We start from the raw sequence: 15,734 nt of genomic DNA on the forward strand, positions 1-15,734 counted from the left end.
TAGAGGAGGGTAATATGAAGAGAGATATTTTGCAACAAAATAAAGAAAGCTGGGATAAAGTAGCCCATCATTTTAACGGGATTGATGCACTACCAAGTTATGGACCTTTTAGTCAAACAGAAGAGGAATTAAGGCTATTTGAAGAAATAGAAAATAAAAAAGTCCTTGATATCGGCTGTGGCAGCGGACATTCTTTGCTTTATATGGCAGACAAAGGGGCTAGTGAATTATGGGGGATAGACTTATCAGAACAGCAAATTGAAACAGCAAAAGAAACACTTAAAGACTTAACTTCCCATCTATATTGTGCTGCGATGGAAGAAGAAATCGATCTCCCTAAGGTATATTACGACATCGTTTACTCCATCTATGCAATTGGATGGACAACGGATTTAGCTTCTACATTTAAACTTATTTTTTCGTATTTAAAGCCAGGAGGAGTATTTATATTTAGCTGGGACCATCCACTATATGCGTATATGCAAAGTCAAAACGGACAAATCTCTCTTACTGGTTCTTATCAGGAAGAAGGTTTAACATTATACCAAAGATTTAAAGGGGAAGAAGCACCAGTAGTGATACCCAAAAGAAAAATGAGTACATTTATAAATGAATTGATTAAAGCAGGATTTACAATTGAATCTGTTATAGAAAGTGAGGTTTCCAAAAGCTTGGAAACGGTCGAGGCTGAAATCTCTGATCGCTATTATTCCTTATACAAAGCAAGGAAATTTCCAACTACTATGATTATTAAAGCGAGAAGAACATGACATGTGGGAAGCCGCATGTCATGTTTAGTACTTCAAGTCTTTAAAAAAAGAGAGCAAAAACCATTCTTGGCAAATGGGATTGTAACAAAAAGAAGTACAACGTTATTATTAGACATTCCTAATATTGGATTTTATAATTTAACTATCTGCTAGTTTGTTAAAGTAATCACATTGGAGTCAATCTTAAAAAAACTGTATTTGTAAACGTATTCTTAACAGGGTGTTTTGATAATTAGGATAAAAATAAGGTGAGAGCTTTCCATTTGATTTTCTATGTAATCAATACCTTATTTTTAAATATAAGAAAAAGGGGATTTGAAAATGGCAACTTCTTTAAATGCAGCAACTGTATTGGACTCAGAGTATGGCCTTTATATTGATGGACAGTGGCAAAAGGGATCGGAAGGGAAGCTGATGGCAAGCTTCAATCCAAGTAACGGCGAAAAGCTTGCTGACTTTGTTGATGCAACCTATACAGATGTTGATCAAGCAGTGGATGCTGCAACAGAAGCTTTAAAAACCTGGAAAAAAGTAAGCTTATTAGATAAAAGTAATTTACTATTAAAAATTGCCGATTTAATCGATGAAAATGCGGAAAAGTTAGCATTAGTAGAAACACTGGATAATGGAAAACCGTTAAGAGAAACAAGAAATATAGATGTCCCATTAAGTTCAGACCATTTCCGCTATTTTGCAGGGGTCATTCGCTCCGAAGAAGGAACTGCCCAAGCCTTTGATGAAGATACTTTATCTATTTCGATTAAAGAGCCAATTGGTGTTGTTGGACAAATTATTCCTTGGAACTTTCCACTTTTAATGGCTGCGTGGAAAATCGCTCCAGCAATTGCTGCAGGTAATACGGTTGTCATTCATCCATCATCTTCTACTTCTTTAAGTGTGCTGGAGCTGGCCAAAATTTTAGATCAAGTTTTACCAAAAGGGGTAGTCAATGTAATTACTGGTCGCGGCTCTCATTCCGGGGATTATATGTTAAAGCATGAGGGATTTGCGAAGATTGCCTTTACAGGATCTACAGAAATTGGCCAAGAAGTTGCTGTGGCCGCAGCCAAAAGGCTTATTCCTTCTACACTTGAGCTAGGCGGTAAGTCAGCAAATATCATTTTCAATGATGCACCAATGGAGCGAGCTTTAGAAGGGGTTCAATTAGGCATCCTCTTTAACCAAGGACAAGTATGCTGTGCTGGTTCCCGAATTTTTATCCAAGAAGGAATTTATGATGAGTTTCTTGCGAAAATGAAGCTGGCTTTTGAGGATGTAAAAGTTGGCTTGCCATGGGAAGAAGATGTCGTGATGGGTTCACAAATAAATGAACGGCAACTAAAGCAAATCTTAGAATATGTAAAAATAGGAGAAGAAGAGGGTGCTAGAGTTGTAACAGGTGGGTGCAGACTCATAAATAACGGATTAGAAAATGGGGCATTTATGGCTCCGACGATTTTAGCTGATGCCACTAATGATATGCGTATTGCCAAAGAAGAGATTTTTGGCCCAGTTGCAACAGTCATTAAATTTAAGACCGAAGAAGAGGTTATTGAGCTTGCTAACCAATCAGAGTTTGGCCTTGGAGGAGCGGTGTTTTCAAGAGATATTAATACAGCATTGCGTGTAGCAAGAAGTGTGGAAACAGGCCGAATGTGGGTGAATACGTATAATCAACTGCCAGCGGGAGCGCCATTTGGCGGTTACAAGAAATCAGGCATCGGCAGGGAAACATATAAGAGCATCTTAGATGGCTATACCCAGACAAAAAATATTTATATCGTAACGAAAGAAGAAACAGAGGGATTATATTAAAGAAAGGGAAGCTGTTAGGACATTGTCTTAGCGGCTTTTTTTATACTTTGAATTTCATGTATAATTTGCTCTTGGATAAAAAAATATAATTTTGTTCTTTCGTGAACTTTTTCCAAAGTAGAAAGTCTAATGTATAGGAGCAAAGAGGAGGTGATTAATTGGAAGAGTTAGAGACTAGCAGGAAAGCTATTAAAGGAGATGATGATGCCTTTTTGGAAGTCATGCAATTACATAAAGAATCACTGCTAAGAGCTGCTTTAGCATTTCTCAAAGACGAGGATGCGGCAATAGAAGCCTTGCAGGAAGTAACCTATCGGGCATATAAAAAGATCCATACCGTTAAGGAACCAGCCTATTTAAAAACATGGCTGACAAGGATTATGATCAATTACTGTCAAGATCAAGTAAAGAGAAAGAAGCGGATTATTTCTGATAAACAACTATATGACGTATCTGTCCACCAAAACCAATCATTAATCGAACTAAAGGAAGCCCTTGGAATGTTATCACATGAAGACCAGCAATTAATCTATTTAAAATACTTTCAAAATACGAAAATCAAAGAAATCGCCGCAATAGAGAATATTCCAGAAGGAACGGTAAAGTCTCGATTACATAAAGTACTAAAAACGCTTCGGCTGTATTTTAAAGAGAAAGGAGCGAGTGATCATGTATGAAGAAGAGGAACAAAGATTGTCTAGGTTAAAGGCTGACTTAGAAAAAACAACATTACCGCTCGAAAAAGCTGAAGAAGCCATATTAAGCGGAATCTTGAAAGCTAAACAGGAAAAAAATCGGGCGAAGAAAAAACAAAAGAGATTAATCGGGCTTGCAATTGCATCAATAATCATCATTTCCTTTGTAACATCTATTCGGATTTCTCCAACCTTCGCAAATGCCCTCTCGTCCATCCCTGGAATGGAATGGTTGATTGGTTATATTGAACAAGACAAAGGGTATTCTGCCATTATCGAAAATGATTATTATCAAAAGGTAGATGTTTCTGAGACAAAAGGTGATTTAACGTTAACGATTGATGGAGTGATTATGGATGAATCAGGAATAAATATTTTTTATACATTACAGTCTACTAAGTCTCTAACTGGTGGAAAGATAAAGGATGTTAATCTTTTTAATAAAGAAGAATTTCCTGAGCATGCACAAAGCAATAATGTCTTTTTTCCTGATGATATCGAAAATGAATTTCAAAGTATGGTGGAATACCAATTTGTTAAACCTTTTTCCTTTAAGGACTTAAAGTTTAACTTTGAATTCATTACAGTAATAGACAACAAAGAAATAAAGTTTCTGATTCCTTTTGAGCTAAAGGAAAATATAAAGAAGCAGATTACTTATCCAATAAACCAAGTGGTGGAAGTAGAGAATCAAAAAATGACGATTGAAGAAATGATTGTCTATCCTTTAAGAATTGGTGTAAAGGTAGCGTTCGATCCAGCAAATACAAAGGAAATTTTGGGATTTGAAGATATGCGCTTGGAAAATGAGAACGGCGAAGTATGGTCGGCTATTGCAAATGGTATTGTGAATACAACTTTGAGTAAGTATGAAAAAATGTATTATCTCCAATCAAATTATTTTGAAAAACCAAAGGATCTTTATTTGCGGATCAATAAACTAATGGCGATTGATAAAGAAGAAGCGATGGTTATCGTGAATACAGAAACAAATACATTAATAAACAGCCCGAAAGACGATAGGCTTAAACTAGGGACAACATCAAAATCACAAGTGGAATTTTCTATGGATTCGAATAGCGAGGAAGATCCAAAAGATCTCTTTAGTACTGCAATTGCTGCAGATGGAAAAGAATTATCCATTTCTAAGATAGAAAGTAGAAGCTCGCACAAAGAAATAAGTTGGATTTTATCTTTTGATAACACAATGTATAAAAATCCTTTAAAGCTCGAATTGGCTGCTTATCCAAACTATATTAAAGGAGATATAAAAGTAAAATTAAAATAAAAGGATAAGCTTCATTTAGTAAGGTAAAAGGAATTCAAAAAAAATGAGAAACAATTTTTATTATATAAATTAGGTATGGAGGTAGAAAAATGAAAAATAGTTCATCCATAATTTTTGGGTTAGCCACTATAATAGGCTTTACCATATTAGGTTTGTTCATATTGTCTGCATTTGGTAAAGAGTCCACAACAGTAGAAAATGATAATGATGATTATAGATATGAATTAGTTCCTGCAAATGAGAATAATATTATCATTTTCGATAAGAAGACTGGTGAATATTGGAGCAAATTTATCCCAAGTGATGAAGGTCCTACTAATTGGGAGAAAGGCGATTTTCCAGCAAATAATAGCAGTAAATAATAGACGAAGTGCATTGACCACCTTTCCTTTTGAGGTGGTTTTTTATAGTGCTTTTCTGTATCTTTATTGTGTTGTTGTTGATTTTATGTAGTTTTGCTCAGTTTATTTCACCTATTTTTCACGAGATATATCGGAGAATGAATTATTAGTCAAGGTTGTATATAGATAGCGTTGTCTTGCATGGAATTTACCGGGTTCTGTTCAAATGACTACATAATAGAAAAGAATAATCCATGCTATCAAACTAATTATTTCTTAATCATTGGGGTGTTGTAAGCAGTATATTTTTATGTTATAGTGAAGGCAACGTAAACGTTTACGTAAAGGGTGGCAAAAATGACGATAACGATAAAAGATATAGCAAATGCTGCAAAGGTGTCTACTGCAACTGTTTCGCGAGTTTTAAATGGCGCAGGTGGCTATAACGAAGAGACAAAGAAGAAAATCCTCCATATCGCAGAAGAACTAGGTTACCGAAGAAATGAAATGGCGAGAAGCTTAGTAAAAAAATCTAGTAATTTAATTGGTATTATTATGCCGAGTGTATCAACCATTTTTTATGCAGATATTGTTAATGGAATAGAGAAGCTGGCACAAAAACATGGTTTTAGTGTTATTTTATCTCATGCAGGAGTTAAAGGTAATCGTTTAATTCATTGCTTGAAGATGCTGGAAGAAAGAAAAGTGGATGGGCTTGTTATTGTATCCATTCCATTAATGGAAGACCAAATTCAAGCTATTGAATCATTGAGTATTCCATATGTGTTATTGTCAACAGATACACCAAATAAACAAATACCATTTATAAAAGTAGATGATTATGAAGCCTCTTATGCTGCTACAGAGTATCTAATAAAACATGGTCATCGGAAAATTGGCTTGGCAGGTGTTGATTTCTCTGATCGAGTAGCTGGGATTCCAAGAATTGAAGGATATAAAAAAGCGTTAAAAGATCATGGATTAAGCTTTTCTGCTAACGACATAAAAGCAGGAGACTATAGTTTTACGGCAGGAAAAGAAGCCCTTTATGCTTTTCATACTGAAAAGGATGGGATAACAGCAGTATTTTGTGTAAGTGATGAGGTAGCGCTTGGCATTATTTCAGCTGCTTATGAATTAGGGATAAAAATACCAGAGGACCTTTCCGTCGTAGGCTACGATAATACGAGAGTTGCGGAAATGGCTGTACCACCCTTAACGACGATTGAGCAGCCATTTCGGTTAATGGGAGAAAAGGGCTGTTTCAAAATAATCGAGGCAATTCAGCAAAAGAAAGCAGTAAAAACAGAAATGCTCCCATTCGATATAGTGGAAAGAGCATCAGTAAAACATTGGGAACATTAAATTTTTTTAAATTATACGTAAACGTTTACGCTTAGACGAATAAGAATAGAAAGTGGGTAACGAAATGGAAAAGAAATGGTGGCAAACATCGGTTGTATATCAAATATATCCAAGAAGCTTTCAAGATAGTAATGGGGATGGAATTGGCGATATTAGAGGGATCATTAATCGATTAGATTATTTGCAAAAGCTAGGCATTGATGTAATTTGGCTAAGCCCTGTATATAAATCACCAAATGATGATAATGGCTATGACATTAGTGATTATCAAGATATTATGGATGAGTTTGGTACAATGGCAGACATGGATGAATTAATTGCTGCGGCGAATGAAAAAGGAATTAAAATTGTCATGGATTTAGTAGTCAATCATACATCCGATGAACATAAGTGGTTTATAGAAGCAAAAAAAGGAAAAGACAATCCATACCGTGATTATTATATTTGGCGTGACCCAGTAAATGGCGAAGCTCCAAATGATTTAAAATCCACTTTTAGTGGTTCTGCTTGGGAATATGATGAAGAAAGCGGCCAATATTTCTTACATTTATTTAGTAAAAGACAACCAGATTTAAACTGGGAAAATAAAAAAGTCCGAGAAGAAGTTTGGAAAATGATGAACTATTGGTTAGACAAAGGAATCGGCGGCTTCCGAATGGATGTGATTGATTTAGTAGGAAAACAACCTGATCTTGGTATTACTGGAAATGGTCCAAAGCTTCATGAGTATATCCGAGAAATGAATGAAAAATCGTTTGGCAATTATGATGTTTTAACAGTAGGAGAAACATGGGGAGCAACACCGGAAATTGCTAAATTATATTCCGATCCAGCTAGAAAAGAGCTTTCGATGGTCTTTCAGTTTGAGCATATTGGTTTAGATAAGCAAGAAGGCAAACAAAAATGGGATCTGAAGCCATTAGAAATCAATCAATTAAAAACCATTCTTGCTAAATGGCAGACATCACTTGGAAATGAAGGCTGGAACAGCTTATTCTGGAATAATCATGATTTACCAAGAATCGTTTCACGTTGGGGAAATGATAAAGAATATCGGGTAGAAAGTGCAAAAATGTTTGCCATTCTCTTGCATTTAATGAAAGGAACACCTTACATCTATCAAGGTGAAGAAATCGGTATGACCAATTGCCCGATCACAGATATTAGTCAAGTAAATGATATTGAAAGCATTAATATGTATCATGAGCGATTAGCAAAAGGATATACGAAAGAGGAGATTCTTCATTCTATTAATGTAAAAGGCAGAGACAATGCAAGAACACCTCTTCAATGGGATGATACGGAAAATGGCGGTTTTACCACAGGAACACCTTGGCTTCATGTAAATCCCAACTATACGGAGATAAATGTGAAAAATAATTTAGAAGATCCTAATTCTGTCTTTTATTGCTATCAATCTTTGATTCAATTAAGAAAGGATAACCCAATCATTGTATGGGGAGATTTCGAATTAATCAAAGATACAGAAGAAGAAATTTTTGCCTATACTCGTAAGTTTGAAGGAGAGACATGGATTGTGATTGCAAACTTTAGCGCGCAAGAAAGAAGCCTAATTATGCCTGTGTTTGGCGAGAGTGAGGATATCATCATTAGCAACTATCACCGCCAACATGCTGACTTTTCGAATTTACAGTTAAAGCCATATGAAACATTCGCCGTAAGAGTTCATTAATAGTAGGAGGAAGCTGTTAACAACCTGATAGGAGTGTTGACAGCTTTTTTTATGAAATTCTGTCTTTCTAATAAAAAGATATTACCAAGTTTAATCAAATAAAGTAAAATAGATAAGTAGAATAGTTAATATGTTAAACAAACTATATTAGTTACTACAAATGGCATGGAATTTTTTTGAAAAGTGAAATGAAGGCGATTTCAAATTTGGGTTTTAGGGTAAAGGTATTCATTTAAGTACTAGGAAAGATGTAGAGAATATTTTTAAAGAGGAGAGGTTCATATGAATTACAGTCAAAGATCAATGGGAGAAATAAACGGAGCAGATGTAACGGAATTTACTTTTACAAACAATAGCGGAATGAGTTTTTCTAGCATGAATTACGGCTGCATTATTACGAAGATAATCGTACCTGATAAAGAAGGAAACAAGGAAAATGTAGTGCTTGGTTTTGAAACATTAGAAGAGTATCGAGAAAATAAAGGACCATATTTAGGTGCCATTGTAGGAAGAGTTGCTGGAAGAATTAAAGAAGGAAAATTTGAACTTAATGGAAAAGAGTACCGCTTGAATACCAATACCCCACCTAATCATTTGCATGGCGGAAATATAGGATGGAGTGAAGTGGTCTTTGCATCTTCAATAGTAGAAAAGGATGATGCAATAGGCATCCGTTATACATACCGTAGTCCAGACGGAGAAGAAGGATATCCAGGTAATTTTGACTTAACTGTAGATTATCTATTGACAAATGATAATGAAATAATCTTATCTTATAGCGGGAAAACGGATAAAGAAACACCTGTTACTGTAACTAATCATTCTTATTTTAATTTAAGCGGTAATAACAAAAGAGATATTTTAGAGCATGAGCTGATTGCAGATGTCGACCGCTTTCTAGAGCTTAGGGAAGATTTTATTCCGACCGGAAAAATGATTCCAACAAATAACACTCCATTTGATTTTGCAAAAGGCAAGTTATTGAAAGAAGGAATGGACAATGATTTTGAACAAAATAGAATAGTAGGAAATGGATACGATCATCCGCTTGTGTTTGCAGAAGATGGTTCTCATTCTGCTATTTTGCGAGATCGAGAAAGTGGACGGGAAATGTCTTTAATTACAAACCAGCCTGCAGTCGTTCTTTATACAGGGAATATGTTAGAAGATCAATATCGTTTCAATGGGGGAATTGCTAAAAAATATTTAGGGGTATGTTTGGAGACGCAAGGGCTTCCCGATGCAATCAATCACTCTGCATTCCCATCCGTTGTTTTAAAGCCAGGAGAAATATATCAAGCTGAAACAAAACTGAAATTCCGTGTCATGGAATAGAAAAAGACAAGAAGAGGAAGAAATCAAATGAATGGTTTTTTTCTCTTTTTTGCTGCAAAGGACGAAGACTATTATAATATTGTGACTAACAAATCTTTTCTTTATCACTTCTATCATCCTCATAGATAGTACCTTCCATTGTTACAAGCCAAATGAAAGAAGTAAATTTTGTCTCTGTATTGAGCAAAATAACGTTAATGTAAGTGCTGTCATTTTTACTATAATGAAAGAAAATAAGATGATAGAGGTGAGTAACATGAGTGCTAGTACAGAGGTTAAGACTGCGGATATAGTAAAGCCAACTAAGAAAAAGCGGCAAAGTAAACATGTGAAAAATGAAAATTGGGCAGGGATTGCGTTTGTTTCACCAATGTTAATTGGTGTTTCCATCCTTGTCTTACTGCCAATTGTTGCAACCTTCATTTTAAGTCTTTCTGATTGGAGTTTTATTACTAATATTTCGCAATTGAAATGGGTAGGACTACAAAATTTTATAGATTTATTTCAAGATAAGATATTTATACGCTCTTTAATGAACAATGCTATTTTTATGTTAACGGTACCAATTTGTATGGTTATTTCTTTGTTTCTAGCAATTGCAATCGATCGAAATGTTTATTTTAAGAGTTATTTTAAAGTAGCATTTTTTATGCCGTATATCTCAAGTGTGGTGGCAATTGCAGTAGTATGGCAAGTATTGTTTCACCCATCTTTAGGTCCGATTAATCAATTTCTTATGTCACTCGGCATTGATAATCCTCCCAAATGGATTGCAGATCCAAGCTTTGCATTAGTTTCCATTATGTTTATACAAATTTGGATTTCGATTGGTTTTAATATGATCATTTATTTAGCTGCACTGCAGTCCATCCCACGAGATCTATATGAAGCCGCTGATATTGATGGGGCAAGCGCATGGGTGAAATTTAAAAACATTACGTTACCGATGGTTTCACCGACTACTTTCTTCTTGTTGATTACTGGTATTATTTCAACCTTTAAAGTATTTGATTTAATCTCTGTTTTAACAAAAGGAGGACCAATGCACGCAACAAGCATGATTGTATGGAACCTATACGATACTGCTTTTGTTAATTTAGATATAGGTCACGCTTCTGCAATGGCCGTTATTTTATTCTTTATTGTTTTTGCTATTACGCTTATTCAATGGTTAGGACAGAAAAAATGGGTGAATTATTAAGGAGGGTTTGCGGATGCTTAAATCACTATCCATAAATAAAGCGATAATGACAATCGTCATGTTAATGATAAGTATTATGTTTCTTCTTCCGTTTGTATGGATGCTTTCGACATCCTTTAAGATAGAAGCAGACGTTTTTAAATTTCCTATACAGTGGATTCCAGAAAGATGGAATGGTTTCAACAATTATAAAGAAGTCTGGTTTGGGGAAAATCCATTCTACATTTATTATTGGAATACCATTAAGGTGACAGTATTTACTACTGCTATTTCGGTAACTGTTTCTGCGCTGGCAGCCTATGGATTTTCAAAAGTGAATTTTCGGTTAGGTAATTTCTTGTTTTTAATCGTTTTAGCTACTTATATGGTACCTGCACAGGCAATTTTAGTACCACAATTTATTATTTACCGCAAAATTGGGCTGTTTGATAGTCATTTAGGGTTAATCTTATTAGGAAGCTTTAGTGTGCTAGGTACTTTTATGCTTAGACAATTTTTTATGGGAGTTTCGAATGAGCTTGTTGAAGCTGCAAAAATCGATGGAGCCGGACACTGGAAGATTTTCTGGCGAGTTGTACTTCCAATTGTAAAGCCAGCCATAGCGACCTATGCCATCCTTCGATTTATTTGGACATGGAATGATTATCAAAACCCATTAATCTTCCTTCGTTCTGATCATTTATTGACGATACAGCTTGCAATGCAGAAGTTTACGACAATCAATGGCGAATTTTACTCTCTAATTATGGCTGCGGCAGTCTCAGCTATTTTACCGCTCGTAATCGTATTTATTATTGGGCAAAAACAAGTAATTGAAGGGATAGCATTAGGTGGAGTAAAAGGCTAAAAGGAGGCGTGAATATTGACTTTCGAAGAGTTGCTGGAGAAGCTAGATGGGAAATATTCTCTGTTTTTTCCAAATGCTGAAGCAAAAAAAGCATGGTGGAAATCCATTCAACATAATCCTGATTATGCTGATATCCTAAAACAAGTAAGTGAGACACTAGAGCAGCTTCAACAACAAAAAATAAATAATGACGAACTGCCGTATTCGTTGTTTCAGTTATTTGAAACAACAGGTACTCGAATAGAATATGAAACAGCATATTTTCAGAAAAGAAGAAAATTGAATACCTATGCAATCATGGTACTTCTTGAACCAGAAAAGGAGGAATTTCGTAAAGTACTGCAAGATATTATTTGGTCTATCTGTAATGAATTCTCATGGTGTTTACCTGCCCATCTAATAAATAGTCCCGAAACTGACTGTGGTCAATTATATTCACTTACAGAAAAACAAGATACTACTTATACAATCGACTTATTTTCTGCTGAAACAGCTTTTGCCTTAAGTGAAATATATACGCTCACAAAAGAATACTTAGATCCATTGATAGGGAAAAGAATTTATGAAGAGGTGTATAATCGGACGTTTATTCCCTTTCTCGAAGGAAATTTCAAATGGGAAACAGAAACCCATAATTGGGCCGCTGTTTGTGGGGGTTCTATCGGTTCAGCTGCCATCCATTTAATCCAAGATTCCACAGAACTTGCGCTTATTTTAGAAAAAGTTCTCCCTGTAATGGAAAGTTATTTAAGTGGTTTTGCAGAAGACGGAATATGTATGGAAGGATATTTATATTGGCAATATGGATTTGGTTTTTATTCCTATTTTGCCGACCTATTGAATCAGAGATCGGATGGAACGATTAATTTATTTATGCAGAAAAAAGTTCACCAAGTTGCCCTTTTTCAACAACGATCATTTTTAGAGGGAGATTTAGTGGTGAATTTTTCTGATGCACCCTCTAAAGCAAAAGTACTTATAGGGATGAGTCATTTCTTAGTAAATCAGTATGAGGACGTTATCGTTCCAGAACTTCCATTATATGCGCGATATCAAGATGATAATTGTAGCAGATGGGCACCAGCCATCCGCGCGTTATTATGGTTTGATTCGTCGTTATCACCAAGCAAATGGGAAGAAGGAACGTTTATTTCTGAGGACTCCCAGTGGTTAATCTCTAGAGTTCAATCAAATGCAGGGTCTTTTGCTTTTGCAGCTAAAGGGGGAAGCAATAATGAGCCACATAATCATAATGATATCGGACATTTTATCCTTCAAGCCAATAAGACAACTTTGCTGCAGGATTTGGGAAGTGGCTTATATACGAAGGACTATTTCAATGAGAATAGATACACTTATTTATGTAATAGTTCGAAAGGCCATTCCGTCCCTATTATCAATCATTCTTACCAAGAAGCAGGAAAAGCCAGTTATGCTCGGTTAGTCACTGCCAATTCTGATAGAAAGAGAGATTTGTTTGAATTGGAAATGACAAAAGCTTATAGAGATCCATCTCTATTAAATGTCTCGCGGAAATTCACTTGGATTAAAACAGAGTTTCCAAAATTAATCGTGGAAGACATTTTTAAGTTTTCTGAAGAGCCAAAATCCATCATTGAACGCTTTATATTGCCCAATGTTTCGGTTGAAAGATGTGATGGTGGAATAAGTATCAAAGGAGAATCTTGCATCCATATTTATTTTGATTCCAATTACTATGAGGTAAGTATACAAAGAGATTCGTTTGTTAACCATTTTAATAAAGGAGAAGAAGTGCTATTACTTGATCTCTCTCTTAAGAAATTAAGCAGGAATTTTCGTGTATATCTAGAATTTGAATTTAGTTCTGAAAAATAGGAGGAGATACAATGAAAAGATTAGCATCGATTATGTTTATTAAACCTGGATATGAAAACGAATATAAAAAGAGGCATGACGAGCTTTGGCCAGAAATGGAAGAGGCGCTGAAGCAACATGGCGCTTCCAATTATTCCATTTATCTTCATCATGAATCCCAAGTGTTATTTGCTTATTTAGAAGTAGAGGACGAGGCGGCATATGATGCGATATCCCAAACGGCAATATGCAGAAAATGGTGGAAGTATATGGCGCCAATTATGGAGACGAATGAAGATTATAGTCCTGTGTCACATAAGTTGGAGGAAGTGTTTCATTTAGATTAAGTTATATAGGATGAGATGGGGGATTGATTCATGAAAGCAGAAATTGGGGGATGGTCTGGAAAGGTTTATGATGTCTGTCAATGGATTACGAGATTAGCTTATATTAATTTACTTTGGCTTATTTTCAGTGCAATGGGCCTCTTTATTGGGGGCCTTTTCCCTTCTACTGTAGCAATGGTGACTATTATTCGTAAATGGCTTCAAAAGGAAACAGATATTCCAGTATTGCGTACATATTGGCAGACATTTAAGCAAGAATTCCGTAAAGCAAATAAAGTAGGAGCAGTTGTGTTTGCTTTTATCGCGTTCCTTTATATCGATTGGAGAATTATTGCGTCGATACAAGGATCAATAAATGTTGGGTTAATAGGAATGTTAGTTGGGGGAGTGTTTCTTTTCTTATTGACGTTACTCTATCTGTTTCCTGTATATGTTCATTATGAATTGAAGCTTTTTCAATATTTTAAAGTAGCCTTTCTGCTTGCATGTACTCATCCACTCCATACGTTGTCCATGATCATCGGTGTCTTTACGATGCTGTTTTTAGGCGTAGTATTTTCAGGTGCTGGTTTGCTTTTTATAGGTAGTGGACTTGCTACTATTCTATTATATTTCTCTAATCCGATTTTTATGAAGATGGCTGAAATAAGAATAACTAAATTACAGGAAGGGAAGTTTCAAAGTTAAAAGAGAGAAGCAGACAATTATATTCCTCCTAATACTGTTAAAATTAAAAGTAAAAATTGTTGCAGGATAAGTAAAATTATTTTTATTAGTAAGATGGGAACTTCTGTTAATCTATTCCTGTAAGGGTTTACATGATATAATACGTAGGGGGAATAAACAGATGCAAAGAAAATCTTGGAAGCTATCAATTTTTGTTTTAATTCTTACTTTAGTCATGACGGCATGTAGTAGTGGAGCATCAGAAAAAGCTTCTGGCAATGAAGATGGAAAAGTAACAATTAAATTCCACACTCACGGTAATGAAGCATCTTATAACTGGAAAAAGACAATTGCAGCTTTTGAAGAGGCAAATCCAGATATAAATGTGGATTTAGTCATCTTAAGTGAAAAGGGAGATACACAAGAGGCAATTAAAAAGCTAGATTTAGCTGCTGCTTCTGGTGAACAGCTAGATGTACTAATGTTTAGTGATACAGCAAGCTATGCACAGCGTGTGAGTATGGGAATGGTGGCTCCCATTGATGAATTTATTGAAAAAGAGGGCTACACCGTCACGGATGAATATAAAGTAGATACCAAAATTGGTGATAAATATTATGCTTTACCAGGTAAATTTAATCCATGGTATGTTTTATTAAATAAAGATCATTTAGATAAAGCAGGCTTAGAAGTTCCGACAGATTGGACATGGGATGAATTTCAAACGTATGCGAAAGAATTAACAACAGATGATCATTATGGAACATTTTTCTTTGGTCCGCAAAATGGTGGATGGTTAGAGTTTATGAAACTAGCATTAGCTAGTGAAGCAGAAAATACAGAATTTATTAAAGAAGATGGAAGCTCCAATATTGAAAATCCGCTCTTTAAGAAGACGCTGGAAATACGCTATCAAATGGAAAAAGTCGACAAATCCGCTGTCCCTTATACCGATATCATGTCTCAAAAACTTCATTATCGAAATCAATTTTTTAACCAGGATGCTAGTACAGTACTAATTGGCAGCTGGATGAATACAGAATTGGGGGGAACGGACCAATTCCCATTGGAGTTTAACGTCGCAGTTGCTCCTTATCCAAAGAACACGAGTGACGCAGAAGGCGGGTATACTCCGGTAACTACTGACTTTATGGCAGTCGCAAATAACTCAGAACATAAAGAAGAAGCCTATAAATTTATTCGTTGGTATACAACGGAAGGACAAATTTTACAAGGAAAAAATATTCCATCTTGGAATAATGTAAGTAATGATCAATTTGGAGAAATAATTGATAATATATTAACAGGTACGCTAAACCCAGAAAAGGTGGACAAAGAATCTTTAACGAATGTTCTTTCAAATGCGAAATCTTCTAAACTAGTATCACCAGTATCTTATCAGGCTGAAATTTACAAAGTAGTGAATGAAGAATATGAAAAATTAATTTTTGATGAACAAGATGTTGATGAAACGATAAAGGTAACAAATGAAAGGGTACAAGAATTAATCGATAGCAATAAATAAAAAAAACAAG

At 35.2% G+C, this 15,734-nt stretch carries 15 protein-coding genes; all 15 read left to right on the top strand.

Annotation, left to right across the window (positions count from 1 at the left end; translation table 11 throughout):
- The first annotated feature begins 14 nt into the window (after positions 1 to 14).
- The 15 genes from C2I06_RS02080 (at position 15) to C2I06_RS02145 (ending at position 15,724) form a co-directional block, all read left to right on the top strand.
- On the top strand, positions 15 to 770 hold the full coding sequence (locus C2I06_RS02080; protein ID WP_123257366.1) for a class I SAM-dependent methyltransferase: 756 nt from the start codon (positions 15 to 17) through the stop codon (positions 768 to 770).
- A 15-nt stretch (positions 771 to 785) separates the two neighbouring features.
- Positions 786 to 923: a hypothetical protein gene (locus tag C2I06_RS24810; protein ID WP_164463600.1), complete on the top strand. Its 138-nt coding sequence runs from the start codon at positions 786 to 788 to the stop codon at positions 921 to 923.
- 168 nt (positions 924 to 1,091) lie between these two features.
- Positions 1,092 to 2,585 carry an aldehyde dehydrogenase family protein gene (locus C2I06_RS02085; protein WP_123257367.1) on the top strand — a complete coding sequence of 498 codons (1,494 nt, stop codon included), beginning with the start codon at positions 1,092 to 1,094 and terminating at the stop codon, positions 2,583 to 2,585.
- A gap of 158 nt (positions 2,586 to 2,743) precedes the next feature.
- Positions 2,744 to 3,262: a sigma-70 family RNA polymerase sigma factor gene (locus C2I06_RS02090; protein ID WP_095333159.1), complete on the top strand. Its 519-nt coding sequence runs from the start codon at positions 2,744 to 2,746 to the stop codon at positions 3,260 to 3,262.
- Entirely contained in the window at positions 3,255 to 4,568 is a 1,314-nt protein-coding gene (locus C2I06_RS02095) for a DUF4179 domain-containing protein (RefSeq protein WP_095333157.1), read from the top strand. Before C2I06_RS02090 ends, C2I06_RS02095 begins: the two co-directional genes overlap by 8 nt.
- Before the next feature lie 89 nt (positions 4,569 to 4,657).
- Positions 4,658 to 4,930: a hypothetical protein gene (locus C2I06_RS02100; RefSeq protein ID WP_095333155.1), complete on the top strand. Its 273-nt coding sequence runs from the start codon at positions 4,658 to 4,660 to the stop codon at positions 4,928 to 4,930.
- A gap of 336 nt (positions 4,931 to 5,266) precedes the next feature.
- Complete coding sequence (locus tag C2I06_RS02105) at positions 5,267 to 6,274, top strand: LacI family DNA-binding transcriptional regulator (protein WP_095333153.1); 1,008 nt, start codon at positions 5,267 to 5,269, stop codon at positions 6,272 to 6,274.
- A 64-nt stretch (positions 6,275 to 6,338) separates the two neighbouring features.
- The gene (locus C2I06_RS02110) at positions 6,339 to 7,967 is read left to right on the top strand and encodes a glycoside hydrolase family 13 protein (RefSeq protein WP_095333151.1); all 1,629 of its coding nucleotides are present in this window, start codon (positions 6,339 to 6,341) and stop codon (positions 7,965 to 7,967) included.
- A gap of 282 nt (positions 7,968 to 8,249) precedes the next feature.
- Positions 8,250 to 9,302: an aldose epimerase family protein gene (locus tag C2I06_RS02115; RefSeq protein WP_123257368.1), complete on the top strand. Its 1,053-nt coding sequence runs from the start codon at positions 8,250 to 8,252 to the stop codon at positions 9,300 to 9,302.
- A 256-nt stretch (positions 9,303 to 9,558) separates the two neighbouring features.
- Complete coding sequence (locus C2I06_RS02120; RefSeq protein ID WP_095333147.1) at positions 9,559 to 10,503, top strand: carbohydrate ABC transporter permease; 945 nt, start codon at positions 9,559 to 9,561, stop codon at positions 10,501 to 10,503.
- Between the two features lie 13 nt (positions 10,504 to 10,516).
- The gene (locus C2I06_RS02125) at positions 10,517 to 11,350 is read left to right on the top strand and encodes a carbohydrate ABC transporter permease (protein WP_095333145.1); all 834 of its coding nucleotides are present in this window, start codon (positions 10,517 to 10,519) and stop codon (positions 11,348 to 11,350) included.
- Between the two features lie 15 nt (positions 11,351 to 11,365).
- Positions 11,366 to 13,207: a heparinase II/III domain-containing protein gene (locus C2I06_RS02130; protein WP_123257369.1), complete on the top strand. Its 1,842-nt coding sequence runs from the start codon at positions 11,366 to 11,368 to the stop codon at positions 13,205 to 13,207.
- 11 nt (positions 13,208 to 13,218) lie between these two features.
- Positions 13,219 to 13,533, top strand: a complete 315-nt coding sequence (gene rhaM, locus C2I06_RS02135; protein WP_047941597.1) for an L-rhamnose mutarotase — start codon at positions 13,219 to 13,221, stop codon at positions 13,531 to 13,533.
- A 30-nt stretch (positions 13,534 to 13,563) separates the two neighbouring features.
- Complete coding sequence (locus tag C2I06_RS02140; RefSeq protein WP_095333141.1) at positions 13,564 to 14,220, top strand: YesL family protein; 657 nt, start codon at positions 13,564 to 13,566, stop codon at positions 14,218 to 14,220.
- A 160-nt stretch (positions 14,221 to 14,380) separates the two neighbouring features.
- Positions 14,381 to 15,724, top strand: a complete 1,344-nt coding sequence (locus C2I06_RS02145) for an ABC transporter substrate-binding protein (protein ID WP_095333139.1) — start codon at positions 14,381 to 14,383, stop codon at positions 15,722 to 15,724.
- The last annotated feature ends 10 nt before the right edge of the window (positions 15,725 to 15,734 follow it).

The sequence above is a fragment of the Niallia circulans genome, assembly GCF_003726095.1.
Classification (GTDB): Bacteria; Bacillota; Bacilli; order Bacillales; family Cytobacillaceae; genus Niallia; species Niallia circulans_A.

Excerpts from the sequence above, each read along its gene's own strand:
- C2I06_RS02145 (WP_095333139.1), top strand. The coding sequence starts at position 14,381 with ATGCAAAGAAAATCTTGGAAGCTATCAATTTTTGTTTTAATTCTTACT.
- C2I06_RS02085 (WP_123257367.1), top strand. The coding sequence starts at position 1,092 with ATGGCAACTTCTTTAAATGCAGCAACTGTATTGGACTCAGAGTATGGC.
- C2I06_RS02080 (WP_123257366.1), top strand. The coding sequence starts at position 15 with ATGAAGAGAGATATTTTGCAACAAAATAAAGAAAGCTGGGATAAAGTA.
- C2I06_RS02140 (WP_095333141.1), top strand. The coding sequence starts at position 13,564 with ATGAAAGCAGAAATTGGGGGATGGTCTGGAAAGGTTTATGATGTCTGT.
- C2I06_RS02115 (WP_123257368.1), top strand. The coding sequence starts at position 8,250 with ATGAATTACAGTCAAAGATCAATGGGAGAAATAAACGGAGCAGATGTA.
- C2I06_RS24810 (WP_164463600.1), top strand. The coding sequence starts at position 786 with ATGTCATGTTTAGTACTTCAAGTCTTTAAAAAAAGAGAGCAAAAACCA.
- C2I06_RS02100 (WP_095333155.1), top strand. The coding sequence starts at position 4,658 with ATGAAAAATAGTTCATCCATAATTTTTGGGTTAGCCACTATAATAGGC.
- C2I06_RS02120 (WP_095333147.1), top strand. The coding sequence starts at position 9,559 with ATGAGTGCTAGTACAGAGGTTAAGACTGCGGATATAGTAAAGCCAACT.
- C2I06_RS02110 (WP_095333151.1), top strand. The coding sequence starts at position 6,339 with ATGGAAAAGAAATGGTGGCAAACATCGGTTGTATATCAAATATATCCA.
- C2I06_RS02105 (WP_095333153.1), top strand. The coding sequence starts at position 5,267 with ATGACGATAACGATAAAAGATATAGCAAATGCTGCAAAGGTGTCTACT.
- C2I06_RS02125 (WP_095333145.1), top strand. The coding sequence starts at position 10,517 with ATGCTTAAATCACTATCCATAAATAAAGCGATAATGACAATCGTCATG.
- rhaM (WP_047941597.1), top strand. The coding sequence starts at position 13,219 with ATGAAAAGATTAGCATCGATTATGTTTATTAAACCTGGATATGAAAAC.
- C2I06_RS02095 (WP_095333157.1), top strand. The coding sequence starts at position 3,255 with ATGTATGAAGAAGAGGAACAAAGATTGTCTAGGTTAAAGGCTGACTTA.